Below are 23159 nucleotides of genomic sequence, written 5' to 3'. Positions count from 1 at the left end.
GGAGCAGCGTGCACACCACCCCCTTGACCGCGGTCTGTCCGCAGCCGCTAGCGAGGCAGGTCCAGGAGAAACACCGGCCGTGGCTGTCACGCCGACCTGGTCAAGGGGGCGTAGCCGAGGCTGGGCAGACCCCTTGACCACCGCGGTCACCACCACGGCCCAGGACGGCCGGGCGAGGGGAGAAATCTCCGGCCGCTGTCCACAGGCCCACGCCTCCAAGCTCGGCTGACGCCGCCGTGACCGGCACGGCAACTGTCTTGTGAGGAGACGTCATGTCCCAGACCACCCCGGCTGCGCCGCTCACCCCGCACGCGGCCATCAGCGCCTTCAACTACCTCCGGGCCGTCCAGGCCGACGACGCCGACGCGACCCGCGAGTTCGCCGGCGCCGAGCCGCGGATGGCGAAGCTCCTCGTCGACGTCGCGATGCGGATCGTCGTCCCGGTCACCGCACTGCCCGGCCCGGACGCGGGCGAGCCGTGCGCGGACACCTTCGCCCTGGAGGCCCTCGGGCGCGTCTTCGTCACCACCCTGCGGACCTGGGCGCAGGCCGGGCCGGACACGGCGGAGGGCATCGCCCGCGCGGTCATCGACTTCGCTCTGCAGATGCTCACCGAGGACCACGAGAACGTCGCCGATGTCCTCCGCCAGCTGGAGGCCGTCGGCGTCGGCCAGGCCCTCGATGCGCACCCCGCACCGGCCGGTACGCACCCGGTGCGGCTGACCATCGTGTAGTACGGCGCGCGAGGCGCACCGGCCGGTCCGGTGCGGTGCGGGTGCGCACCCGGTGCGCACCATGGCCGGTGCACATCTCAGTGCACACGATGCTCCGCATCCCCAGCCGCACCGGATCACACATCGTGACGATGCAGCGCATCGTCCACCGGCACCGGGTGCGCACCGCACCACGGCGCGCATCGCGAACACATACCAGGACATACAGGGTCTCTAGCGGGTGTTGTCAAGGGGATTTGCGCGCACCGCAGAGCCCGGTCAAGGGGTACTGGCACGCGTGGACAAGGGGTTGGTCAAGGGGTCAGCCGACCACCCAGTGCACCCGCATCGCCTTACTCTTCGTGACCGCGTGCCGCACCGGTGCGGACGATGCAGCGCACTCGATGCGGTGCACTCGATGCGCACCGGGTGCGGCGCATCACCGATCCGCATCGCGATGCAGTGCATCGCCCGCACCTCGCTCCCACCGATCCCGGCCCGTACGGCAGACTCCTGCCGTGACCACAGCGCAGCCGCGGCGCGCCCTCGGCCGAGGACTCCGCACTCTCATCACGCCCGCCCCCGAACCGCCCGCAGCCGAGAAGGCGATGGATCTGTCCGCCGGTGCCGCACCGGGCGTCGAGGAACACGCCGATGCCACGGCGGAGGCAGCCTGCCGTCTCGCCGAGGCCGCGCATCCCAAGGGCTGGAGCGCCGTTGCCGTCGAGGACGCCGTGGAGGCGATCGATATCCTCGTGGAGGCACTCTCCGCCCTGGACCCGCACTCCGCACGGCTCCTCGCCTCCGTCCCGGAGGCGACCGCGGCGCTGCTCGAGCACCTCGCGCATACCCAGCGCGGTGGCCAGACCTCCGTGGCCCCTGACGTGCCCGTCCAAGGACGGCGGCGTCGGCTCGGACACGGCCGACAAGGCGACGGCTGGAGAGGATGCCCCCAGCCCGGCGGTCACTTGCGACGACGATCCGGTCGAGCACGGGCCTGGGGGCATCAGCGCCGGAGCCAGCGGCGGAGCAGGCCCCTGCGCTTGCCGACTTCCGACGGTTGGTGCTGAGGCTCCTCGGGCGGGAGAGGGAGCGGCTGTGAGGGAGGCGTGCTGGGCATGGGCGGAATCGCGGGAGCCGGCGGCGCGGGCGGTTCGACGGACGGGGCAGGGCGCGGAAGCGGCTTGCCGACTGTTGCCGCAATCTCTGCGGGGCCTGCCGAACTGGTGAGCGGGGCCGCCGGTGGTGGATTGTCCTGAGGGCTGGACGGCGTCGTCGTTGCCGCCGGTGCTGGGGTGCCCCCCGGGGGCGTGCCACGGTTCTGTTGGTGCTGGGCGTCGTCCCGTACAGGAGGTTTCGGGCGCGCCGGCCGGGGAGGGCGGGGAGTGGTGACGGCGGGTGGTGTCCTGGGGGCGGTGGAGTGGCCGGTTGCCGTGTCCGTGGTCCAGTAGGCGAGTTGCCAGTGGGTCCGGGGCCACAGGACCAGGTGGTGGTCGCCGCCGTGCGAAGGGGTCCAGACCCTCCAGGGGACGTCGGGCGCGGCAAGGGCCAGGACATGGGTGCCGATCGTGAGCGGCTCGAGGAGTTCGGGATGGTCGCTGCGCAGGTAGACGTCAGCGCGCGGACCGCGGCCAGGGCTGGTGGGGACCTTTGCGGCGATCCGGCGCCAGGGCTGACCGTTGCGGCTGGCGCCGGCGGCCAGAACGGTGCCGACGACGGCGACGGGATGATCGGCGGGGCCGGGCTGAAGGCGCCGGTAGAGGGCGCCCAGCGTGGCGGGGTCGGGGCCGTAGCAAAAGCGGGTCCAGGGGATGGGGCGTCCGGTGTAGCGGACGGTGAACTGCTTCACCGTCGCTGGCGCGTTCTCGTACAGCGCCAGGAACTTCGCGACGCGCGCCGCGCTGGTCACCGCGGGCGCCAGGGACGGCTGCCAGCTGATGACCTCGCGGCGTACCGGCCGGGTCGGCGGCGGCTGCAGCGGTGCGCCGGGCAAGGGCAGCAGGGCGCGGTTGCTGTCGGTGCTCTCGGTGATGACCAGGCGCAGTTCCAGGCGGTCGCCGTCGATCTCCGCCAGGCCGCCGGAGTGCCGGGCGATGTCCACCAGCGTCTCGACGGGCCGCAGCGGGCAGCCCGGGCGATGCTCCGCCTTCCGCACGGGCTGCTCGGGCTGTCCGGGCCGGCGCTTGTCGTTCTGGAGCGCGAAGTGCGCGGAGACCGTGTAGGGCTTGCCGTTCTTGGACGTGCTGGCGTGCTCCGGCACGGCGCGCACCGGGTGGCCGCACTGCGGGTGCGGACACGAGAGCTGGCCGGTGTACGGCTTGGGCACATCGTTCAGCTGGCTTGCCGATATCAGCGTCTTGGTCCCGTCGTCCCAAGCCTGCTGCATCCGGAAGCTGTTCTCCCCCACCCCGAAGACCTCCGCTTATCGCCACTCCCCCGCAGCGCCCACCCTAGATCGGCTGTCGAGCGTCAGACCGCCGTCAGGAACTACTCCGGCGACGGGGCCGCGCCGCCGTGCCGGGAATCCGTCAGCCACCGCGATGACGGGGCGGGCCCTGTAGTTCGGCCCACGCAGTGGGCGCGCACGTCGTAGGGTCCGGCCATGGGCGACTTCTACGTGCCGCACGCCTTCTCCAACATCGACGCGCACCCCCACCCGGTCCGGCTGGTCAACTCGCTGTTCCGCCTGCGGTCCGAGCCGTTCTTCGTCTCCTACAAACAGCGCTTACGCCACCTGCTACGGGCCCAGGCCGACCAGCGGTTCCTCGACGTCGGGGCCGGTACCGGGGACGCCGCCCGTGAACTCGCCGACGAGTCCGGCGCCCAGGTCGTCGCCTGTGACCTGTCCCGGATCATGTGCGCCGAGATGAAGCACATCGGCCTGCGAAAGGTGGCCGTGGCGGACAGCCACCGCCTGCCGTTCAAGGGCGCGGCGTTCGACGGGGCCTGGGCGGACCGTGTCCTCCAGCATGTTGAGGATCCCGACGTGGCCCTGGACGAGATGCTGCGCGTCATCCGCCCCGGCGGCCGCATCGTCGTCTGTGACCCAGATACCGCGACGCAGGCCCTGAACATTGAGGACCACCGCCTGGCCGCCAAGATCCTGGGCTTGCGCCAGACGGCCAGCATCCGGCATGGCACCTTCGCCCGCCGTGTCCCCGGGCTCCTCACCGCACGCGGTCTGCTCGACGTCGAGGTCGAAGCGCACACGCTCGTCGTCCGCGACAAACGCACGGTCGACGACACGATGGGCGTCCGCGACTGGGCCGACGTCTTCGCCGACCGCGGCTACCTCGACCGCTCCGAAGCACGCCGCTTCAACGCCCTGGTCGACGACGCGATCGAGGGCGGGCAGTTCCTGTACTCCGTCACCTACTTCCTCACCTCCGCCACCGTGCCCGCTATCCGGAGCTGACGGGCGAGCCGATGTGGCGCAGGGCCTGGAATGCCTCCGTGATGCTGTCGACGGTTCGGTCCGGCGGCGGCATCGAGGCGGGCCAGGTGCGTCCGTGCCGGATCCAGATGGTGTGCAGCCCGACGAGCTTCGCGCCGACGACGTCGGCCTCGGGGGCGTCCCCGCACATCCAGCCAGCGGTCAGGTCGCTGCCGCAGCGTTCGGCGGCCAGGGCGAAGATCCGGGGATCGGGCTTACGGACGCCTACGTCCTCGGAGATGCACCATCCGTCGAGGCACTCGGCGAGTCCGGTGTGTTCCAGCACGGCGCCCTGGGTGAGGGTCAAGCCGTTGGTGACGACTCCGACCCGCCACCCGGCTTCGCGGAGCTGCGTGATCTGGTCGAGGACGTGCTGGGGACAGCGGAGGAGGAGCGGGTACCGCTGCTGGTAGGCATGGTGCAGGGCTTCGACGCTGTCACCGATCGCGAACCGGTCCCGGATCTCGGCGAAGAAACGGTCCCGGGGCTTGAGGCCGTTGTCGTCGACCTCAACGATCCACCCGACGACCGACGTGTCCAGAACCCGGTCTCGGGCGAATTCTTCGGCCCACCGCCGCAGACCTTCCGTACGGTCCACGAGGGTGTTGTCGAGGTCGAAGAGCACCAAGGGTGGTTTGTGTTTCGGTCCGGTGCCGGCTGTCTGCGGGTGGTCCGTCTGTCCCCTCGGTGCATGCACGAGGGGACAGTAGCGGCTCGGGATGGGCGGTGTGGGTCAGATCGGTGGGGTGTAAGCCCAGCGACGAGCGTGTTCGAGAGCCGGGCGCCAGGAGGGAATGCCGTCGCGGCGGCGGTGGGCGTGGCGCCAGGCGGCGATGTGGATGCCGGCGGCAGCGGTCCACGCGGTGAGCTGGTCGGGCGGCGGCTGGAAGGCGGCGTATCCGGCGAGGAGGTGGTCGGCACTGGCGGGGCTGTGCCAGTGGGCGTGGAAGAGCGCGCGGCCGACGTCGAGGCCGGGGTGGGCGAGGGCGGCGTTCTCGCAGTCGATGAGGACGGCGTTGCTGTGGTCGGGGTGGATGAGGGTGTTGGGCGGCGAGGGGTCGCCGTGGGTGAGGCAGGTACGGGTCCAGGCGTGCTGTGCGGGCGGGAGCAGGGTGTTGAGGAGGTCGGTGAGGTCGGGTGCGTGGTGCGCGGTGAAGCCGCGGTCGAGGCGGAGGACGCGGGTGGGGGGCTGGTAGAGGGCGTCCCAGCGGGGTGTGACGGGGGTGGTGTGCCACTGGGCGAGTGCGTGGCCGAGGGCGTGGAAGTCGCCGACCGTGCGGGGGTGGTGGCCGGGGACGTAGGCGATGAGCAGGGCGGTCTGCGGCCTCGGGGCGTCCTCGATGTGGAGGCTGGTGGCGCTGATGAGGCGGGAGCAGGGCAGGCTGGGGTGGTCGGCGAGAGCGGTCAGGGCGCGGGCTTCGTGGTTGAGCTTGGCGGGGTCGCCGCCGGTCTTGACGACGAGGTGTTCGCGGGTGTTCTGGTCGAGGGCGAGGTGGAGGACGTGTGAGCGCCCGCCGGGCAGCCGCCGTTGCAGGAGGAGGTTCCTGCCGCAGGTGGTCTGCGCGCGCAGGCCGGCCAGGGTGCCGTGGAGGTCGTCGGTGGCCGTCATGGCGGTCACCGGCTCTCGGCCAGGGCGTAGAACGCCTGGGGGATGACCTCGGGGACGTGGGCGCTGGAGAGGATGGTCATGCAGCGTTCGCCCAGGTTTTTGGCGGCCTTGTCGTCGGTGAAGGCGATGGTGAAGAGGTTGCCGAGTGCGGTCTCCAGCTGGGTGCGGCGGTCGTAGGGCATCCGGCCGTGGGGCTGGAGCAGGAATGCGACGAGGTGGGGGATGCCGCGTTTGATGATGGCGGGCACGTCGGGTTCCTGGGAGCGCCACTCGGCGACGGGCGAGAACACGGCGGTCGCGGCCTGCGGTGTTCCGGTGGTGAGGGTGGCGGCGAGTTGGTCGGCGATGGCGGGGGCGAGGAGGACGCCGTTGCGGTAGGTGCCGGTGGCCAGGTGGAGTCCGGCGAGGTGGGTGGTGCCGATCAGGAGGTGGCCGTCGCTGGAGAGCGGGCGCATCCCGTACCGGGTGTCGCGGATGGGGGCGGTGCGCAGGCGGGTGTTGATCTCGTGGATGCCGGAGTCGATCAGGTTGAGTTCGCCCCCGGTCGGGAGGTCGTGGGCGCCGGGGGTGTCGGCGATGCGGTTGGTGGCGCCGAGGTAGAGGGTGCCGTCGGCGCGGGCGAGGAGGTGGGTGCCGCAGGCGAATTCGCGGTTCGGGGTGCGGATGACCTGGCTGTCCAGGCCGTGGCCGGGGTCGGCGAAGACGTAGGAGGTTCCGCGGCCGGGCAGGAGGCAGGGGATGACGCCGTGCAGGGCGTCGCCGATGTCGTCGAGCAGGGCCTGGGTGGCGCAGCCGGCGGCGAGGACGACGTGCTCGCAGTGCACGGTGGTGCCGTCGTGCAGTGTCGCCCCGGTGGCGCGGGTCTGGGTGTGGTGGATGTGGCGGACGGCGTGGGGGAGGTGGCGCACGCGCGGGTGGGTGGTCAGGGCGGTGTGGAGGGCGGGCAGCAGGATGGTGGTGTCGATGTGGCCCTCGTCCGGCAGCCACAGGGCGTCGGTCGTCTCGTGTCCGGGGGCCGGGGCGAGGTAGGGGACGTCGGCGGGGTCGATGGGGTGGGCGGGCAGGTCCAGGCGCTCGGCGGCGGCCTTGATGGCGCGGAGGTTGGGCCGGTCGCCGGGTTGGGAGGCGCTGGCGATCACGGTGGTGCCGTAGTGGATCGGCACGGGGGTGCCGGCGGCGTGCGCGAGGTGCTCGGCCCAGGCGGGCCAGGCTTGTGCGGCGCGGTGGCGCAGGCGCAGTGCGTGGTCGTCGAGGGAGTCGGGGGCGGGGTCGTCGTCGGTGGTGACCTCGCCGAGGACGCCGAGCATGGCGCCGGCCGCGCTGGAGGCGGTGCCGAGGGTCGCTGCCTGCTCGCCGGTGCACAGGACGTCCAGGCCGTGGTCGGCCAGGGCCAGGGCGCACGCGGCGCCGATGATGCCGGTACCGGCGACGAGGACGTCGCAGTGGATCGTGGTCACAGCAGGCTCTCCTTCACGTTGGCGGTGCCGGTGGGCAGGGGCAGGTGGTCGGAGGGGCCCCATCGGTCGTTCTGGGGCCGGGGCGGAACCCACATCAGGCGTGAGCCGGCCGCGTGGGCGGCGGCCCGGCCGCTGCGGGTGCCCGTCGGGATGAGGGCGAGCGCCGTGGCGGAGTGGTCCCACCCGGCCAGGAGTCGCACGGCCGCACCGACGTGCCCGGGGAGGGGGGCCGGGTAGGCAATCTTGATGAGGGGGGCGCCGAGACCGGCGAGCTGGTCGGCGAGGCGGGCGAGTTCACCGTCGGCCGGAGGGTGGTCGAGGTGGCGGGCGGGCAGCGGCACCAGGCCCTGGTCCCGGGCCAGCGCCGCGATGGTGCGGGCGGACCGGTCGCTGGTGGCCTCGAACTGCAGGTGCGTCAGGTGCCGGGTGCGGTCGCGCGCGAGGAGCACGGCGATCGGCTCCGCCTGGTGGTGGCGGGTCATGGCGCTCACCCGCGCCCCGGTGGCCGCAGGGGGCAGGTCCTGCTGGAGGCCGTCCACGGTGATGTGGTCCAGGTCGACCTCGAACCACTGCCACGGCGGTACGGCGTGGCCGCAGTGCGGGATCTCCAGAACCATCCGGGCGGCGTCGAACACCGGCGGCGGGGTCATGCCGGATCCGAGGGGGGCGGCATGTGCTGGTCCTGCCAGGCCGTCAGGCCGTCGGCCGCGGCGACGGTCTTGGCGAGCGCGGCGGTGATCTGCTCGGGGGCGTGGGGGTCCAGCAGGACGTGGTGCGGGACAGCGACCACGCCCGTTGCGGCCTGGGCGGCCGTCGGGGTGTGGGCGGCGCGGGCGCGGTCGTTGGCCTGGTAGGCGGGGGTGGACTGCCACGGTGGGAAGAGCGGCTTCGCCGGAATCCCTTCCGCGCTCAGGGCCTGGGCGAGGGTGCCGGCGGTGATGCCGCGCTCGGCCGGGTGTCCGGGGACGCGCAGCAGGGCGGCGTAGTGGTCGTGGACGGTGGCCTGCGGCACCGGGCCGACGAGAAGGTCCTTCTCGACCTGCTCGTCCAGGGCGGCGCCGAGGGCCTGGTGGTGGTGGGCGCGGGTCTGCTGGGCCTGCGGGTACCAGGGGGTCTGGGCCATGACCAGGGCGGCGGCGAGCGGGTGGATCCGCGCGTTGGTTCCGGTCAGGGCGTGGTCGTAGGAGCCGCTGCCGCGTTCGCGCCCGCAGTTGGCCAGCATCCGTACCCGCCGCGCGGTGTCCTCGTCGCGGAGGATGACGGCCCCGCCGTCCCCGCCCGACAGCAGCTTCGCCGCCTGGAACGAGAGCACCGTGGCATCGGAGAAGGTGCCGATGCGGATGCCGTCCCAGGCTGCGGTCAGGGCGTGGGCGGCGTCTTCGACCACGGCCAGGCGGTGGCGTTCGGCGAGGTGGCGGATGCCGGTCAGGTCGGCGGGGTGGCCGGCCAGGTGGACCGGGATGACCGCGCGGGTGCGGGAGGTGAGGGCCGCGGTGGCGGCCTTGAGGTCGAGGGTGAGGCTGTTGGCGGTGACGTCGACCGGCACCGGCTGGGCACCGACGCGGCTGACGGCCGTGGCGGAGGAGATGAAGGTCGTGGCGGCGACCAGGACCTCGTCGCCGCGGCCGATGCCGAGCGCCGCGAGCGCGAGTTCCAGCGCCGTGGTGCCGCTGGAGACGGCCACCGCCGGGTGTCCGAACTCGCTGGCCAGCCACGTCTCCAGGGGTTCGGCCGCGCTGTTGCCGTCCTGCCACCAGACGCCGCTGTCGTGTGCGGTGACGAGGGCCTTGCGGGTGGCGGTCGAAGGTGAGGGCCAGGATGCGTACGGGCGGGTGCGTACGGGCGGGCCGCCGCACAGGGCAAGAGGAACCACGGAGTTCACATCCTTTGAGGGTGAAGAGGATCAGGGCGCGCGTCGGTCAGACGGCGGTGGTGAAGGGCTGCGCGGTGCCGGACAGGGCGGTGTCCATGGCGTGCAGCAGCGCGGTACTCGCGCAGGCGGCCCGCAGGTGCCGTGCGGCCTCGGCCCGGGGCGCGGGGCCGGTGAGGGCGGCGAAGGCGGCATCGAGCTGGGCGGTGTACTCGTGGCGCGCGTCGCGCGGCTGAGCGTCGACGAGGACGTGGTGCTGGCCGTCGAGCACGGTCCAGGCCGTCGGCGTGGGGGCGGTGGCGCGGTCCGGGCTCCAGCCCAGGACCGTGCGCCAGTGGGCCGATCCTTTCTCGGCTTCCACGTCGATGCGGACCTGGTCGTGGGCGGTCCCCGGCGCCGCCCACGACGCTTCCACCTCGAGCCGCCGGGCGGGCCCGGCGGGTGAGGAGGGATCCAGGTCCGCGGTGCCGCTGACCCCGTACCAGCGCGGCCGGGCGGGCTCGTTGCCGCTGCCCGGGTCCGTGGCGGTATGCCAGGCGGCGGTTGCCCGGCCGACGGTGGCCGGGTGCTGGTGGCGGGCGGTCGCGGTGCCGGTGACGTCACTCCAGCCGGCCAGGTGGAGGGCGAGGTCGGCCAGGTGAGGACCGAGATCCCACAGCACCCCGGCCGCCCGGCCTCCCTGCGTCGCGGGCACCCCCATGCGGCGCTTCCACACCGCCCGCACCCGTGTGACGTCGCCGAGCTCGGCCACCGCCTCCCGCAGGACGTCGACTTCGGGACGGTGGCGGCTCGTGTAGAGGGGGTACACCCCACGCCCGGACGCGGCCGCGGCCTTCCAGATGGCCGCGGCGTCGCTGGTGGTGAGGGCGAGGGGCTTCTCCACGATGGCCTGCGCGCCCGCCGCCAGGGCGCGCAGGACCAGGGCGGCGTGGCTGCTGGGCGGGGTGGCCACGAGCACCAGGTCGGCCCGAGCCTCCTCCACCGGCCCGGTGTGCACCCGGGCGCCGAACTCCCGCGCCGCCGCCTCGGCCCGTACCGGGTCGGTGTCGGCGACCAGCAGTTCGCCGAGTGCGCCGGCCCGCCGTGCGGTGGCCAGGTACGGCAGGTGCACGCGGTGGGCGATCCACCCGGCCCCGACCACCAGTACCCGGCCTATGCCCGTCATGACGCCGGCTCCTTTTCCCACTGGGCGGTCAGGTCGGCCAGGAGCTGGTGGAAGGTCGGGCAGGTCTTGATCACGCAGCCCGGGTCGTCCAGCTCGATACCGGGTGCGCGCAGACCGAGCACCGAGAACGCCATCGCGATCCGGTGATCGCGCATCGTGGCGATGGGGGCGGCGCTCGGCTGGGCGGGCTGGATCTCGATCCAGTCCTCCCCGGTGGCCACCGGAACCCCCAGCGCCCGCAGCCCGGTCGCGCACGTCTCCAGGCGGTCGCACTCCTTGACCCGGACGTTGGCGATGTTCTCGATGCGCACCGGGCCGGTGGCCAGCGGGGCGATGGCGGCGAGGGTGGGCATGGTGTCGGACAGGTGGTGCAGATCCGCCGTCACCCCGGCCAGCCGGTCCGGTCCGGTGACGGTGACCGAGCGCGGCTGAAGGTCCACGGCGGCGCCCATGTCGGCCAGCACACGGGCGAAGCCGAGGTCGCCCTGGGCGGAGTCGGTGCCCAGACCGGGGACGGTCACCGTCCGGCCCGGGCTGGCGGCGGCCGCCGCGAGGAAGTACGAGGCGGTGGAGGCGTCCGGCTCGACGGTCACCTCGCCGGGGCTGGTGTAGCCGCCGGGCTCGACGCGGAAGACGTCGCCGGTGCGCTCGGCGCGGGCGCCGAAGAGGCGCATGAGCTTGAGGGTGACGTCGATGTACGGGGCGGACACCAGCTGGGTGACGTGCAGGGTGAGGCCCGTGCGGGTGAGCGGGCCGGCCATCAGCAGTGCGGTCAGGTACTGGCTGGAGACGCCGGCGTCCACGACCAGCCGACCGCCGTTCAGGCCGTTGGCGCGCAGCGTGTAGGGGAGGGTGTCGTTGTCGATGTCCGCGCCGAGGGTGCGCAGGGCGTCCAGCAGCGGGGTGATGGGGCGGCGGCGCATCTGCTCGCTGGCGGTGAAGTGGAAGGTGCCGCGGCCGGCGGCGGCCAGGCCGGGCAGGAACCGGGCGCCGGTCGCGCCGTCGCGCGTGTTCACCGACGCCTCCGCGGCCGCCGGGCCTTCGGGTCGGCCGGTGACCGTCCACCGCTCGGGGCTGGTGATGTCGATGTCGTAGCCGAGGGCGGCCAGGGCCCGGGCGCACGCCTCGGTGTCGTCCGCCACCAGCGGCCGGTGCAGCACCGTACGGCCGTCGGCGGCCGCGGCGAGGAACAGCAGCCGGTTCGTCTCGGACTTCGAACCGGGAATCACAACGTCAGCCATGTCACATCTCCTGGTAGTTCGGTTGAGCGGCCCCCAGCGGCGCGACAGTCCGCGCGGGCCGGGACGGGGCGGATTGTGCCGCCCCCGGGGGATCCGGTGCCGCCGGGTTTCCGGCGGTCAGGGCGTCGAGCAGCACGGTCAGCTGTGCGGGCTGCTCGACGATGCGCCACGGCCGGTGCGCGGCCAGAACCTCGCGTCGGCCGGTTCCCCACAGCACCGCGATGGTGTGCGCCCCGGCCGCCTGCCCGGCCTGCATATCGGCGACCGCGTCCCCGACCAGCAGCGTGTGCCGCGCATCGACGCGGAATTGGTCGCACAGCCACAGCACGCCGTCCGGCGCCGGCTTCGGGGCGGGCGGGTCGCTCGGGGTGACCACCGCGCCGATCAGATCGGTGACGCCGAGGCGCTTGAGCAGCACAGTTGTGCGTGAGCGTTCCTTGCCGGTGATCACTCCAACGGGCACATGGCGCGTGCGCAGCATGGTCAGCCAGGTCAGTGCCCCGGCGAACAGGCGTGCCCGGTCAGCGAGGGTGGCGGCTTCCTGCCGGTAGAACTCGGCGAGACGTGCGGGCAGCTGCAGGTGGGCGAGGATGGTCTCCAGCGGCTGGCCGGACATCCCGAGGAACCGGTCGACCGGCGCCGGGCCGGACTGTCCCGCGCGACCCCAGGCTCCCTGCAGCGCGGCGACGGTGATCGCCTCGGTGTCGGCCAGGGTGCCGTCCAGGTCGAAGAGCACCGCCTGTACCGCGCTCATGCGGCAGGCTCCAGGACCGTAGCCCCCAGCAGGCTCGACTGCCCGGGATGCTCGGGCACCAGGGGAACCAGACCGAGCGCGTTCAACCGGGCGACGGTCTCGAAGCGCAGGACCGGGCGCTCCATCAGCCCGCCGGTCAGCACGACCTGCACGTCCATCAGCCGGGCCAGGTCGGCGACGAAATCGATCAGGCGCTTGCCGTCCGGCCAGGCCGACAGCCGCGGCCCCAGACCGCCGTCGGGCGGCAGCGACCGCAGGGCCGTCTGCGCACAACCCGTCCCTCCACACGCGCACCCGCCGCCGTCCAGGATGCGCACATGCCCCAGCGTGCGAGGGTCACGCCGTGCCCCGGGCCGGAGCTGGCCGTTGACGATGACCGCTCCGCCGATCCCGGTCCCCAGCACGACGACCATCACGTCCGGGCGCCCGAACGCGATGCCTCGCCGGCACTCCCCCAGCGCCGCGGCCTCGCCGTCGTCGCAGATGGTGACCGCGTCGGCGAGCTGGCACAGCTCCTTGCCCAGCGGAAAGCCGTCCCACGCCGGCCGGTTGGGCCACGAGGTCACCCGGTCGTTACTGTCCATCCCGCCCGGGAAGGCCACACCCAGCCCGTCCATGCGGCGCGGAAGCTGCGTCCGCAGCCACGGCATCAGGCCCTCGGGCGACGAAGGCGTCGCCGTCGTCGCCCGGACCTGCACCCCGGTTCCGGTCAGCGTCCCCACGGCGACCTTCGTCGCCCCGATGTCCAGGCCCCACACCACCGGCTGCTGCCGCGCGGCGCTCCTCTTCGCGGGACGGCACCCCTGCGGGTACTGCACAACCTCACCCATCACCCCTCCCAAACATGCAGGCAGACGGCACATCGCTCCCCAGCCAGAAGCCGGTTGGGGAAGTGCTGCCACCTTCCTCCGCGTCACGGGAGTGCCACTAGACGTGGGAGTGGTAGGTGTTGTGGGAACGCCCGGTCAGTTGGTGGGAAGCGGTGGGATTCCCACCACCGGCGCCCTAGAGTCGGTCCACACCCCCCTCACGCCGCGACCGGAAGAAGCACCTCGCCATGCCGGGGACCCACACCACCGCACCTCGCGAGAACGAACTCCTCGCCCACCTCCTGCACCTGGCAGGGCTGAGCCCGGAGAAACTCGCGCACAAGGTCAACGCCGTCCTCGCCGAACTCCCGGACAGCGGCACACGGCCCATCCACGAGAAAACCCCGTACGGCTGGCTGAACGGGCAGACCCCCCGTGAACCGGTCCCCGACGCGGTCGCCCTCGTCCTCGCCGAGAAGCTCGGCCAGCCCGTCGACGTCAAAGCGCTCTTCCCCGCCCGACGATGTCCGGCCCGGCCGTTATGGCTTCCGGCCGACCACGGCATGGCCCTAGCCTGGGACCGCTCGGGCCTGCTGGCGATCCTCGACGGATGGACGGAACAGCACATGCTGGGACGGCGTACCTTCGCCGCCATCACCGGCGCGGCACTGACCACACCCGCCTGGAAACTCCTCGACACCCCCGCCCCCGACCTGGCCACCTCCCACGCGACCGGGCGCGTCCGCGAACCCGTCGTCCGGTTCGTCGAGGAGACCGTGGCCTACGCCCAGCAGATCGACGACCAGCAGGGCAGCGCGCTGTCCTTCGTCGCCGACCAGTTCCACGCCGTCGCCGGCATCCTGCGCCGCGACAGCTACGACACCCCCATCGGCCGCCGTCTCGCCGCGGCCGCCGCACAGTTAGCCCAGACCGCCGGGTTCATGGCGTACGAGAGCAAACGCGACGGAGAGGCCCAGCGCTGGTACCTCACCGGCCTGCGCGCCGCCCACGCCGCTGCCGACCGTCCCCTGGCCGCCAGCATCCTCAGCCTGATGAGCAACCAGGCCGCCACCCTCGGCAAACACGGTGACGCCCTCCAGTTGGCCGACGCCGCCCAGGAAGCAGCCGCCGACGCCCCCGCCACCGTCCAGGCCCTCATCCACGCCCGCAGTGGGCTCGCCCACGCCGCCGCAGGCGATGTCGGTGGTTTCCGCCGCACCCGCGACCACGCCCTCGCCCAGCTCGACACCCTCGCGCGGCACCCGACCGAACCCGGGCCCCGCTGGGCCTACTACGCCAGCCCCACCGAGCTCGACGCCATCGCCGGCCGAAGCCTGGTCGTCCTCGCCCGCCGCGTCCCCGCCCGCCAGGACCGGCTCCTCGCCGAGGCGGAAGACCTCCTGCGCGCCCGGGCCCTGGAAGATGACCCTGCTTTCCAGCGCTCAGCCCTGCGCCACAGCGCCTGGCTCGCCCTCGCCCACACCCAGCGCGGCCAGATCGAACAGGCCATCACCTGCGGCGAGCGCGCCCTCGACCGCCTCCCCGCCGTCACCTCCTTCCGCGCCACCGGCCTCCTGTGGAGACTGCGCCAAGACCTCGAAGGCCCTGCCTCACGCGCCCCCGCCGCCCGGCCCTTCGTCGCCCGGCTCGAACGACAGCTCCGCGCCACCCAGTAGGAACGTTGCTCACCCTGGAGCCAATGGCCCGCGTCACGCCGTCCGAGACGAGCGAAGCCCCACCCGCCGAAGAAGGCAAGTGGGGCTTCATCACTGAGCGCACTCAGATCAGCTCAACGGCCTCTTTGACAAGGCGTTCGAAGTCGGATGAGCTCATGTGTTCGCGGAGAATGTTGAGCACCGCCGTGGGGTTGTGCCACGGGATCGCGGCGGGAGATCCCTCATCGAGCGGCTGCACTTCCTTCTTCTTCGGCGCCGGCTTGACCTTGGCCTCGCGCTTGCGCTCCTGCTTCTGAGTCTTCCGCTCTTCAGCCGCTTCCTGGCGCTTCTGTTGCTCCTGCGCCCACCAAGCGCTCTGCTCCTCAGCCGACCACTCGTTGTCTCGGGCGAGTTTGCCGAGGTTGCGCGCCACCTCCACCGGCATGGTGCGCTGCCTCACCTGATCCTGGAGGACAGGCACGAGGTGGGTCAGGAGGCGGCGCTGGGTTACCCAACCGTCAGCGCGCTCGAAGTGCTGAGCCACTGCCCGGCCCGTGCCGAACTCTGCGACGAGGGCTTCGATGGCGTATGCCTCTTCGATGGGGTCGAAGTTCTGCCGGTCGACGTTTTCGGAGACCACGGCCTCGATGAACGTCTTGCGCGATTCGGCTACGTCGTCGTTGATGACGCAGTCCAGGGACGGCATGGCCACGGCCTTGGCCGCCCTGTATCGCCGCTCGCCGCTCACGATCACGACATCGACGTTGCCGATCTTCTCGGCGTTCTCGGGCCAGAGCTTCAGGTAGGCGGCACGCGTGACCACCAGTACCGCCTGGACCTGGCGCCGCTGCAAGCTCTTACCGAGGTCCTGCAGTTCCTCCTCGGTGCCGAAGTTGGTGCGCGGGTTGACCAGGTTGGGGGCGATGCGGGCCACGGGGACGCGCAGCAGCCGGCCGTCGGCTCGGGTGTCGACGGCTGGGGTGTCATCGTCATCGCCGAAGAAGTCGTCGAACTCATCGTGCTTGGTCATCTATCGGACTCCTGCGTACTTCTGGCGGCGGAGCTGGTGCTCCAGAGCAAGAGACACGAAGTCCTGCTTGGCCTTGGTGGCGATGTGGTTGGACTCGTACTGGGTGCAGAATCGCCCGTTGGTGATGCCGCGGGTGTGCGGCTTGTAGTGACGGACGGTGGCGTTGTACAGCTCCCAGCCTCTGCGTTGGACGAGACTGATCGTGCGGTCCCTGTCCGCGGTCCCGTCTCTGGGGTCCCAGTTGTTGACGACGACGCCGTAGGGGATCTGGCGGGGGACAAGGACTCGCTCGACGGTGACCCTGGTCGGGGTGAAGGCACTTCCCTCGGCTTCGAGAGGGACGATGACGTCGTCAGCAACATCGAGGACGGCTCGCAGCGCGTCCCCGGTGGTTCCGTCGCCCAGGGGGTCGATTGACTCGTCTTCGTCGTCTTCCGCCTTCAGCGGCATGAAGCCCGGGGTGTCGACGATGATGATGTCGGCCTTGGCGCGCCGAAGGCGACGCAGCTTGTCTAGGCTCTGGCTTGCGTCGACTACGCGGAAGGGGACTGGCCTGCCGGCCTTCCTGACCTTCTCGGCATGTTCGATGCTGGTGCCCTGGGGGTCTATTGAGACGACCGCTACGGACGGGCCGTCACCTGCGGTTGCGTCTTCGGCGTCGACGGCACCGCAGCCGAGGATTTCGGCGTAGACCGCAGCGAGGTTGACCGACAAGAGTGACTTGCCGACCCCGCCCTTACGGTTCAAGAGCACGGTGATGTAGGGCATGTACTGCTCTCCGACTACTTCCCGGGAATCCGGTACTTCGGATGGACGGGAAGCATCCTCTCAGATGATCAGGGGGAGGCCAGGCAGGGCGTGCGAGTGCCGGGGTTTTACGGCCGTAAAGCCGAGCGAGTCATGAGGCTCGCAGCGCCCGGGTCGACCCCCGCCCCCGAGCTCCGGTTTTACGGCCGTAAAACCGGAGCCGGGCAGCCCTGACGATCACTACGCCAGTACGTCGAGTTTTACGGCCGTAAAACCCCCACCCAGCAACCCGGGCGGCAGGGGCATGAGGAGTCGACCCCGTGCCGTCTCGACGTACCGCCCCGAGCCGTGCTCGGCATGACGCCCCAGCCACGTCTCAAAACACAAAAGGCCCGGTTCCCGCGCATCGCGGGAACCGGGCCTTCGGTCAGTCTTGCGTGCCGGTCATGGCCTGGGCGTAGGCGGTGGCCCGCTCGGCCTTGGCGGGGTCGAGGGCAGCCAGGTCCCGCAGGAGCTCGGCGACGACGAGGGCGTTGCGCTCGGGGAGGACGACGGCTCCATCCGGTGCCCGGACGACGCCGGCGGCGGGGTTACCGGGGGCTGCCGTGGCGGTCCGGCGGCCCTGAACGATGGTGATGTCGGTGAAGTCTGCTCCTTGGATGACGGGGCCGGATATGCGGGCGCCGGGGGCGATGTGGTTGCTGACGTTGGCCATGGAGTCCTCCTGGGTGGGTTGTGCGGGGAGCGTACTGATCAAGGTGTGCAGGTTGATGGGGGAGCGGTTCAGGTGTGGCCGCTGCTACTCGGGCTGGCCGATGACGCGGTCGTTGTTCTCGTCCCAGGTGGTGCAGTGGTTCGTGGTGCGGCCGTCGTCCCACTGGACGGTGATGGACCACCAGCGGTCGTCTGTCTTCGGCGGCGCGACGGTTCGGGTGCGTGCCGGTCAGGTGCGCGGCGGGGAGGGGATGCGCGGGTCCGGCTCGAGCATTGTGAGCGGTTGGGGGGTTCCGGTCCTGTCCCCGCTCACCAGTCCTCCCCGGACAGCGAGCGGGTGGGGTTGATGGCGCGCAGGAGTGCCCGCCGGGCCCCTACTCGGGTGTAGGCGCGGGGGACGGCGATGCCGCAGGACCAGCATGTCTGCGACGGCCCCGCCCAGGTGACCTCGCAGCCGGTGCACAGCCGGTGCGCGTCGGTGTGTTGGCCCCTCAGGCGGGGGGCCGCAGCTGCCGTGGTAGTGAAGGTGGTCATGGGGCGGCCTCCGGATCGGTGAGTGTGGGGAGCTGGAGGAGGGCCTGGCTCAGAACGGCGGACGTGGGCTTCCACAGGCCGAGGGCGCCGGTGCACGGCACGGGCAGCGGGAGGGCCTGGATGTCGGCGAGGACCAGGTGATGGTGGCCGGGTTCGGACCATGGGGTGCACGGGCCGTCGTCGTCGTGACCGCCGATCAGGCGGGCCACGGCGATGACGGCGCCGGTCTCCAGCGGGTGGCCCTGTACTGCGGTGGCGACCAGCGGCCTGCGCAGGGCCGCCCGTTCGACCGTGAGACTGGTGTGGATCAGCAGGGGGCCGCGCCATGACCAGGGCTGGGTGCGGTTTTCGATGCGCTTCGAGCCGTAGGCGATGCATGTGGCCCACGGCTGCCGGATGGTCAGGCCCCGCACGGTCTCGGGGTTCCAGATCATGCCGCCCTGCCCAGGGTGTGGGTGCCGCGGCGGCCGAGGCGGCGGCCGTTGATGCTCGGTGCCTGGGTGTGCTGGGGGCCGGCCTGGACGGCGCGCCCGCTGTGCTTGCCCGCGTACATCGCGGTGTCGGCGGCGCGCAGCAGCTGGGACAGCGTGCGGGTACCGGTGGCGTCCGGCGCGGCTACGCCGATCGAGGCGGCGACGTCGACGGCCTGGTCGTCGTCGATGGCCACCGGCTCTCGCAGGACGTCGGCCAGTTGGTCGAGCCGGATGGTGCGGCGGCTGCGGCCGATCCGGGTGGCGACGACGAATTCGTCCCCGCCGAGGCGGCCGACAACGCCGCGGCTGCCTGCCCAGGCGGAGAGCCGGGCGCCGGTGGCTGCCAGCACCAGGTCGCCGACGGTGTGCCCGTGGCGGTCGTTGATCTCCTTGAAGTGGTCGACGTCAACCAGGCCGACCACGACGCCGTCGCCGTACCGGTCGAGGAGGTGCTGCGTGCGCAGGGTCCAGCCGTCGCGGCGCAGGGCGCCGGTGAGCGGGTCTCGCTGGGCGGCGGTCAGGCGGCGGTGCCAGACGACGCTGTGGATGGTCCACCCGGCGGCCGGGATGGCGGCCGCCGTGAGGATGGCGCCAATGTGTCCGGTCGGGGCCGGGAGACGCACGATGGAGGCCATACTGGTTTCTCCCTCTCGTGTCGTGATGCGGGATGGGTGGCCCGGGGCAGCCGTCGAAGCCGGCAAGCAGAGCGGCTGTCCCGGGGCGAATTCAGAACTCGGGCGGCGTGCTCAGCAAGTTGCCGGGGTTGACCCAGCGCTTGGCCTTCGCCGCCGACCAGTCGATCTCCCAGCCGGGCCGCAGCCCGCGAACGCCCCAGTTGCTGGAGCCCGAGGTGCTGGGGATCTCTCGCCCCGCCCTGTGCAGCAGCAGCGCCTTGTCGTAGGCGTCGCGCGCGGCTCGGAGGGCATGGCTGGGGCTGTCGGCCTGTCCGGTGAAGATGTGGATGCCGACGGACCGGCCCGTGTCGGTGATGTGCTGGATGGGGACGTCCACCTCCCACATGGGCCAAGGCATGACGTCCACCTCCTTTCTGGTACTTGAGGGGTCACCGCAGCCGCCCCGGCCCCGTCAGAGAGTCGGGGCGGCACGGTGGTCCGTCAGGTCACCAGGTCACGGGGCCGCGTTCGTCGTCGCAGTCGTAGAGGCGGCCGTCCGCGGCCATGACCGCGCTGCCGACGTGCTGCAGGTGCTCGCGCGCCGTGCGCAGGTCCCGGATCACCGGGTCGGACTCGGGGGCCTGGCTGGTCGTCACCTGCTCGGTGGTGAACCGGATCTCGAGCTCGAGCAGCAGCTGATCGACGGTCTTCAGCACGCGGGCACCGACGAAGGCGTGGACCGTCTCGGCCGCTGTCGGGCTGCGCTGGATGTCGTGCTGGAGCGCGTAGAGGGAGTGCAGCAGCCCGAAGTACGGGTCGTTGTAGGGGAGCGGGACCGCCTCGGTGTCGCCCAACCGCACGGCGGGGGCGACGGGCTTGGTCTCGGCGGAGCGGCTGCGGCGGATCCACCGCAGCCGCTGACGGACAGCGGAAAGGAAGGCAGGGGCGGGCACGGGTCTCCTTCGCGGAAGCGTGTCCAGCCGTCCGTGCTGCCGGGCGGGCAGGCCGCGGCAGCACGGAGGCGGTGCAGGGCGGGTGTCGGACTTGCGTTCCTACGCGGTCGCGTTGACCGGGCGGTTGTCGAGGTCGATGCCGCGCAGGGTGTCGAGCACGTACGCGCTCCAGCGGTCCTGGAGTTGGACAGCGTGGACGAGGTCGCCGGCACGGTGGCAGGCGTAGCTGATTGCCGCTTGGCCGATGCCGGTGTCGGCGAGAGCCTTCTCCGCGGCGGCGGAGGCGAGGCGCCCGCCCCAGTCCAGAGCGGCCGTCTCACGCCGTGCGCGGGCGGCGTCAGTGATCAGGGACCGTGCCCGAAGCCCGCTGGTGCACAGACGCCAGGTCTCCCGGCGCTCGCGCATGCCCTCCGGGTCGGCCGTCCAGTCGGCGGCCCACTGCGCGGCCCGCTCGGGGATCTGCTGCTCGATGATCTCCAGGACCTCGCGGCCGTGGCGGCCGAGAGCCTGCCAGGCGTCGGTCTCTTCCACCACCCGTACCCGGTGCGCCAGGAGCCGGTACGGGTAGTGCTTCTCGCCCCAGTTGCCGGTGTCGCCGACCGGCTCCACGATCCACAGCCGGACCGGCCAGGTCACGGGCCAGATCCCGGTGTCCTCCAGGGCCTCGCCGACACGCTTGACCATGCGGAAGTAGGAGAACTCCGATTCGTCGTACCACTTGTTCTTGCAGGGGTTCGGGTGGTCGATGACCGAGCCTCCGGCGTCGGCGAGGCTGACCGGTGTCCCGGCGTCGCGGCTGTGCTGGACGGTCCCGTCGGCCGGAGTGGCCATGTACCAGACGACGGGTTTCGTGCTGGGTGCCATGCGGTCCTCCGAAGGGGAGTCGAGCGGCCTGAGTGGCCGCTCAGTGCTGGAGGTGGACGGTGATCGGGATGCGCGGGTCGCCCGTGCTGGTGTGCACGGTGCGGCGGTGCGCGGCGAGGCCGGCGGCTCCGCCCTGGATGGGGAGATGGCAGTCCGGGCAGCCGTGCGCCCACTGGTCGCCGGGCGGCAGGTCGGCCGGGGTGAGCGGGTGGGGGTGCGTGCCGGAGGCGGGTGGCTTCTTCATGCTGGGCGGCCGCCTGTCGTGCGGCCGCCCACACCGAGCGGTACTTCGGCGATCGGCGTCCACGTGATGTGTCGCCGGTCGTGGAACTGAGCGACCAGACTCAAGCGCTCGGCGCGCAGTACGACCGGCTCGCCCGGGTGGTCCGACAGCGCGGCCTTCAGCGCGCGGCGCTCGGGGCGGTGCAGGGCTGCGGTTCCATATGCGAGCGAGAGGTGCGGGTAGTAGTGGATGGCGGGGATCCGGGGGAAGCGGGCACCGGTGATCTCAGCGTCGGCCTGGGCCGTCAGTTCCCATAGCTGACGGGCGGGTTCACCGGGACGGGCCGCGCATTCGATGGCAACGGTGCCGACAGTGGGCCGGTCGAAGGCGAGGTCGAACGGGTCGAGGTTTTGGCACTCCTTGGCGACTCGCTCGGTGATCGCGGTGAGTTCTCCGTCGCGGTACTGGTCGACGGGTCCGGCGTGCAGCACCGTGCAGTGCACCCACGGTGCCGAAACCGGCGCCAGCCCGGGGCGGTGGGTTATCGCCCGGTAGGGCTTCACCAGCGTCTCGTTGACGATCGTTTCCGTGAAGAGCAGATGCCAGTGCAGGTCGGCGCGGCCTGCCGGCCACGCGTGCTGGCGCGACTCGACGGCCTCGAAGAAGTCCGTGACGAACGGCCCGCTCATCGCAGGGCTCCCACGGCTTCGGTGAGCTCGGAGGCGAGGTGGACCGTGCGGAAGCCCTCGCTGCGCAGTTGCGCGGCGGTGGGGAGCTGCCGGTGCAGGTCGCGCACCACGTGGGTCGGCACGACGCGGTCGCGGGCCGCGTTCTGCGCCTCCACCATGTGCAGCGGCATGTCGAACAGGACCGCCACGGCGGGCCGCTGCCAGTAGCGGGCGCGGGCCAGCAGCCCCGCCCTCACATGCGAGAAGACGTTGGTGGAGTCCACCAACGTGATCAATCCTCGGGAGAGCCGTGCGTCCAGGAGCAGGTTCTGGATCTCGGCGGCCACCGGCGTGGCCGACTGATCGGCCTCCGAGTCGGTGGCGAGCTCGCGGTAGATATCCAGGCACACGCGCCAGGTGTGCGGGTAACGGGCGGCGAAGGTGGACTTGCCGCTACCGGGGGGACCGATCAAAGCGCACAGAGCGCCGGCGGGAAGGGTCAGCAGGTCCATCAGATCCTTTCGTGGGAAACGAAAGCGGCCCCGGCCAGAGTGGCCAGGGCCGTGGGGGCGGGACGTGCGTAAGGAGGGGATGCTCAGGCGGCGGGCGCGTCGTCCTGCGCGGCGGATGCTCCGGCCTCGGACAGGTCGTACGGGGCGGTGATCCGGTCCAGCAGGCCGCGGATCCGGTCGGCTCCGGCCCGGACGTCGGCCGCGTGCCGGGCCAGGTCGGGCTGGCCACCGCTGGTACGGATCTCGGTGTACGGGCCGTCGGCGCTCCTAGTGGCGCGCGCAAGGTGAGCGGCGGCCGCAGCCATCTCGGTGATGAGCGCCGTCTCCACCAGGTCGATGTTGCCGACGAGGTTGCAGCCGGGGCGCTGGTTCTTCGGACGGCGCGGCGTCTTGGGACGGGGCATGGTTCCTCCTGCGGATCGTGACGGCGGGCTGACGTGCCCCCGAGCCGCCCCGGCCAGCGGGGTCGGGGCGGCTCGGCGGTGCGTCAGGCGGCGTCTCGGAGCTCGTGGGCGGCTTGGGCCTCGGCCTGCCGGTTCTGCCGGATGACTTTGCCGACGATCTGGTGGGTGACCTTCTCGGCCTCGGCTTCCAGCTCGGCCTCGATCTGGTACAGGTGCCGGGCCTTGTGCTTGGGCAGGACGTGGGTGCCCATCTCGTGCCTGGTCAGGGCGATGCGGCGCTCGAGGGCGCCTTTGCGGCACAGTTGGTCGACTTCCACGAAGGCGAACACGAGGGTGGCGCCGATCTCGCGGGACCGCCGGTGCAGCCGTTTGGCGTTGAGCAGGACCTGGATGGTGTTCTTCGGGGCGATCACGGTGGCGGAGTACAGGTCGTTCGGCTTGGTGGTGAAGCTGAGGACCTTGTTCATGCAGACCTCGGTGGGGACGCCCGCGGCCGCGCCCTGCGCGATGGCGGCCAGGCGGGCGAGACGGTTGGTGGAGGTGACCACCAGCTCGACGGCGGTGAGCGGGCGCCGCCCGAAGTGTTCCCTGACCAGTTCCTGAGCGGTGGGTGCGGTGTCGGCGATGTCGGCGGCCAGGCGGCGCGAGGTGAACAGGCCGTCGCGGACGATGGACAGCCGGCCGTTCTTCTGGGGCTTGCGCATGTTCGGGGCCTTC

General features: G+C 71.9%; 28 protein-coding genes. 4 read left to right on the top strand and 24 right to left on the bottom strand.

Features of this window, described 5'->3' with window-relative positions:
• The first annotated feature begins 272 nt into the window (after positions 1-272).
• Both AC1Z4A_RS32760 and AC1Z4A_RS32755 read left to right on the top strand, forming a co-directional pair.
• Positions 273-734 carry a hypothetical protein gene (locus AC1Z4A_RS32760; RefSeq protein ID WP_483683869.1) on the top strand — a complete coding sequence of 154 codons (462 nt, stop codon included), beginning with the start codon at positions 273-275 and terminating at the stop codon, positions 732-734.
• A 497-nt stretch (positions 735-1231) separates the two neighbouring features.
• Positions 1232-1783 carry a hypothetical protein gene (locus AC1Z4A_RS32755; RefSeq protein ID WP_483683868.1) on the top strand — a complete coding sequence of 184 codons (552 nt, stop codon included), beginning with the start codon at positions 1232-1234 and terminating at the stop codon, positions 1781-1783.
• On the opposite strand, the gene AC1Z4A_RS32750 is transcribed toward AC1Z4A_RS32755, so the two are convergent.
• Entirely contained in the window at positions 1720-3120 is a 1401-nt protein-coding gene (locus AC1Z4A_RS32750; protein WP_483683867.1) for a hypothetical protein, read from the bottom strand. The genes AC1Z4A_RS32755 and AC1Z4A_RS32750 overlap by 64 nt on opposite strands.
• A gap of 195 nt (positions 3121-3315) precedes the next feature.
• Here AC1Z4A_RS32750 and AC1Z4A_RS32745 point away from each other — a divergent pair, with 195 nt between their 5' ends.
• Complete coding sequence (locus AC1Z4A_RS32745) at positions 3316-4128, top strand: methyltransferase domain-containing protein (protein ID WP_483683866.1); 813 nt, start codon at positions 3316-3318, stop codon at positions 4126-4128.
• Here the strand turns inward: AC1Z4A_RS32745 and AC1Z4A_RS32740 are convergent.
• The 9 genes from AC1Z4A_RS32740 to AC1Z4A_RS32700 form a co-directional block, all read right to left on the bottom strand.
• The gene (locus tag AC1Z4A_RS32740; protein ID WP_483683892.1) at positions 4115-4771 is read right to left on the bottom strand and encodes an HAD family hydrolase; all 657 of its coding nucleotides are present in this window, start codon (positions 4769-4771) and stop codon (positions 4115-4117) included. The genes AC1Z4A_RS32745 and AC1Z4A_RS32740 overlap by 14 nt on opposite strands.
• Before the next feature lie 108 nt (positions 4772-4879).
• Positions 4880-5755: a phosphotransferase family protein gene (locus tag AC1Z4A_RS32735; RefSeq protein WP_483683865.1), complete on the bottom strand. Its 876-nt coding sequence runs from the start codon at positions 5753-5755 to the stop codon at positions 4880-4882.
• Positions 5756-5760: 5 nt separating this feature from the next.
• On the bottom strand, positions 5761-7212 hold the full coding sequence (locus tag AC1Z4A_RS32730; RefSeq protein ID WP_483683864.1) for an NAD(P)/FAD-dependent oxidoreductase: 1452 nt from the start codon (positions 7210-7212) through the stop codon (positions 5761-5763).
• Positions 7209-7862 carry a hypothetical protein gene (locus tag AC1Z4A_RS32725; protein WP_483683863.1) on the bottom strand — a complete coding sequence of 218 codons (654 nt, stop codon included), beginning with the start codon at positions 7860-7862 and terminating at the stop codon, positions 7209-7211. Before AC1Z4A_RS32725 ends, AC1Z4A_RS32730 begins: the two co-directional genes overlap by 4 nt.
• Entirely contained in the window at positions 7859-9085 is a 1227-nt protein-coding gene (locus AC1Z4A_RS32720) for an aminotransferase class I/II-fold pyridoxal phosphate-dependent enzyme (RefSeq protein ID WP_483683862.1), read from the bottom strand. Before AC1Z4A_RS32720 ends, AC1Z4A_RS32725 begins: the two co-directional genes overlap by 4 nt.
• Positions 9086-9131: 46 nt before the next feature.
• Positions 9132-10247 carry a Gfo/Idh/MocA family protein gene (locus AC1Z4A_RS32715; protein WP_483683861.1) on the bottom strand — a complete coding sequence of 372 codons (1116 nt, stop codon included), beginning with the start codon at positions 10245-10247 and terminating at the stop codon, positions 9132-9134.
• The gene (gene aroA / locus AC1Z4A_RS32710; protein WP_483683860.1) at positions 10244-11488 is read right to left on the bottom strand and encodes a 3-phosphoshikimate 1-carboxyvinyltransferase; all 1245 of its coding nucleotides are present in this window, start codon (positions 11486-11488) and stop codon (positions 10244-10246) included. The genes AC1Z4A_RS32715 and aroA overlap by 4 nt, the downstream gene beginning before the upstream one ends.
• A gap of 1 nt (position 11489) precedes the next feature.
• A complete protein-coding gene (locus tag AC1Z4A_RS32705) occupies positions 11490-12242 on the bottom strand; it encodes an HAD family hydrolase (protein ID WP_483683859.1) in 753 nt (250 codons plus the stop codon).
• Positions 12239-13072 carry an ROK family protein gene (locus AC1Z4A_RS32700; RefSeq protein WP_483683858.1) on the bottom strand — a complete coding sequence of 278 codons (834 nt, stop codon included), beginning with the start codon at positions 13070-13072 and terminating at the stop codon, positions 12239-12241. The genes AC1Z4A_RS32705 and AC1Z4A_RS32700 overlap by 4 nt, the downstream gene beginning before the upstream one ends.
• Positions 13073-13299: 227 nt before the next feature.
• Between AC1Z4A_RS32700 and AC1Z4A_RS32695 the strand changes: the two genes are divergently transcribed.
• The gene (locus AC1Z4A_RS32695; RefSeq protein ID WP_483683857.1) at positions 13300-14727 is read left to right on the top strand and encodes an NsdA family TPR-like regulatory protein; all 1428 of its coding nucleotides are present in this window, start codon (positions 13300-13302) and stop codon (positions 14725-14727) included.
• A gap of 103 nt (positions 14728-14830) precedes the next feature.
• On the opposite strand, the gene AC1Z4A_RS32690 is transcribed toward AC1Z4A_RS32695, so the two are convergent.
• From AC1Z4A_RS32690 to AC1Z4A_RS32625, 14 genes are all read right to left on the bottom strand, one after another.
• Complete coding sequence (locus tag AC1Z4A_RS32690) at positions 14831-15736, bottom strand: ParB/RepB/Spo0J family partition protein (RefSeq protein ID WP_483683856.1); 906 nt, start codon at positions 15734-15736, stop codon at positions 14831-14833.
• Positions 15737-16504: a ParA family protein gene (locus AC1Z4A_RS32685; RefSeq protein WP_483683855.1), complete on the bottom strand. Its 768-nt coding sequence runs from the start codon at positions 16502-16504 to the stop codon at positions 15737-15739. It abuts the gene before it with no gap.
• A gap of 406 nt (positions 16505-16910) precedes the next feature.
• On the bottom strand, positions 16911-17240 hold the full coding sequence (locus tag AC1Z4A_RS32680; protein ID WP_483683854.1) for a hypothetical protein: 330 nt from the start codon (positions 17238-17240) through the stop codon (positions 16911-16913).
• Positions 17241-17506: 266 nt separating this feature from the next.
• Positions 17507-17731 (bottom strand): hypothetical protein, encoded by a 225-nt coding sequence (locus AC1Z4A_RS32675; protein ID WP_483683853.1) that lies wholly within the window; start codon positions 17729-17731, stop codon positions 17507-17509.
• Entirely contained in the window at positions 17728-18165 is a 438-nt protein-coding gene (locus tag AC1Z4A_RS32670; RefSeq protein WP_483683852.1) for an ASCH domain-containing protein, read from the bottom strand. The genes AC1Z4A_RS32675 and AC1Z4A_RS32670 overlap by 4 nt, the downstream gene beginning before the upstream one ends.
• A complete protein-coding gene (locus AC1Z4A_RS32665; protein ID WP_483683851.1) occupies positions 18162-18839 on the bottom strand; it encodes a GGDEF domain-containing protein in 678 nt (225 codons plus the stop codon). Before AC1Z4A_RS32665 ends, AC1Z4A_RS32670 begins: the two co-directional genes overlap by 4 nt.
• A 91-nt stretch (positions 18840-18930) precedes the next feature.
• A complete protein-coding gene (locus AC1Z4A_RS32660) occupies positions 18931-19236 on the bottom strand; it encodes a hypothetical protein (RefSeq protein ID WP_483683850.1) in 306 nt (101 codons plus the stop codon).
• An 88-nt stretch (positions 19237-19324) separates the two neighbouring features.
• Positions 19325-19771: a hypothetical protein gene (locus AC1Z4A_RS32655; protein ID WP_483683849.1), complete on the bottom strand. Its 447-nt coding sequence runs from the start codon at positions 19769-19771 to the stop codon at positions 19325-19327.
• Between the two features lie 99 nt (positions 19772-19870).
• The gene (locus AC1Z4A_RS32650) at positions 19871-20635 is read right to left on the bottom strand and encodes a hypothetical protein (RefSeq protein ID WP_483683848.1); all 765 of its coding nucleotides are present in this window, start codon (positions 20633-20635) and stop codon (positions 19871-19873) included.
• A 40-nt stretch (positions 20636-20675) separates the two neighbouring features.
• A complete protein-coding gene (locus tag AC1Z4A_RS32645) occupies positions 20676-20879 on the bottom strand; it encodes a hypothetical protein (protein WP_483683847.1) in 204 nt (67 codons plus the stop codon).
• Positions 20876-21547 carry a 2'-5' RNA ligase family protein gene (locus AC1Z4A_RS32640; protein WP_483683846.1) on the bottom strand — a complete coding sequence of 224 codons (672 nt, stop codon included), beginning with the start codon at positions 21545-21547 and terminating at the stop codon, positions 20876-20878. The genes AC1Z4A_RS32645 and AC1Z4A_RS32640 overlap by 4 nt, the downstream gene beginning before the upstream one ends.
• Complete coding sequence (locus tag AC1Z4A_RS32635; RefSeq protein WP_483683845.1) at positions 21544-22038, bottom strand: AAA family ATPase; 495 nt, start codon at positions 22036-22038, stop codon at positions 21544-21546. Before AC1Z4A_RS32635 ends, AC1Z4A_RS32640 begins: the two co-directional genes overlap by 4 nt.
• 83 nt (positions 22039-22121) lie before the next feature.
• A complete protein-coding gene (locus tag AC1Z4A_RS32630; protein ID WP_483683844.1) occupies positions 22122-22442 on the bottom strand; it encodes a hypothetical protein in 321 nt (106 codons plus the stop codon).
• 83 nt (positions 22443-22525) lie between these two features.
• The gene (locus AC1Z4A_RS32625) at positions 22526-23146 is read right to left on the bottom strand and encodes a hypothetical protein (protein WP_483683843.1); all 621 of its coding nucleotides are present in this window, start codon (positions 23144-23146) and stop codon (positions 22526-22528) included.
• Between the last annotated feature and the right edge of the window lie 13 nt (positions 23147-23159).

It is taken from the genome of Streptomyces sp. 17_S59 (assembly GCF_056930295.1).
Note: the sequence above shows the minus strand (reverse complement) of the source record. Positions and strands in the feature narration are given on the sequence as shown.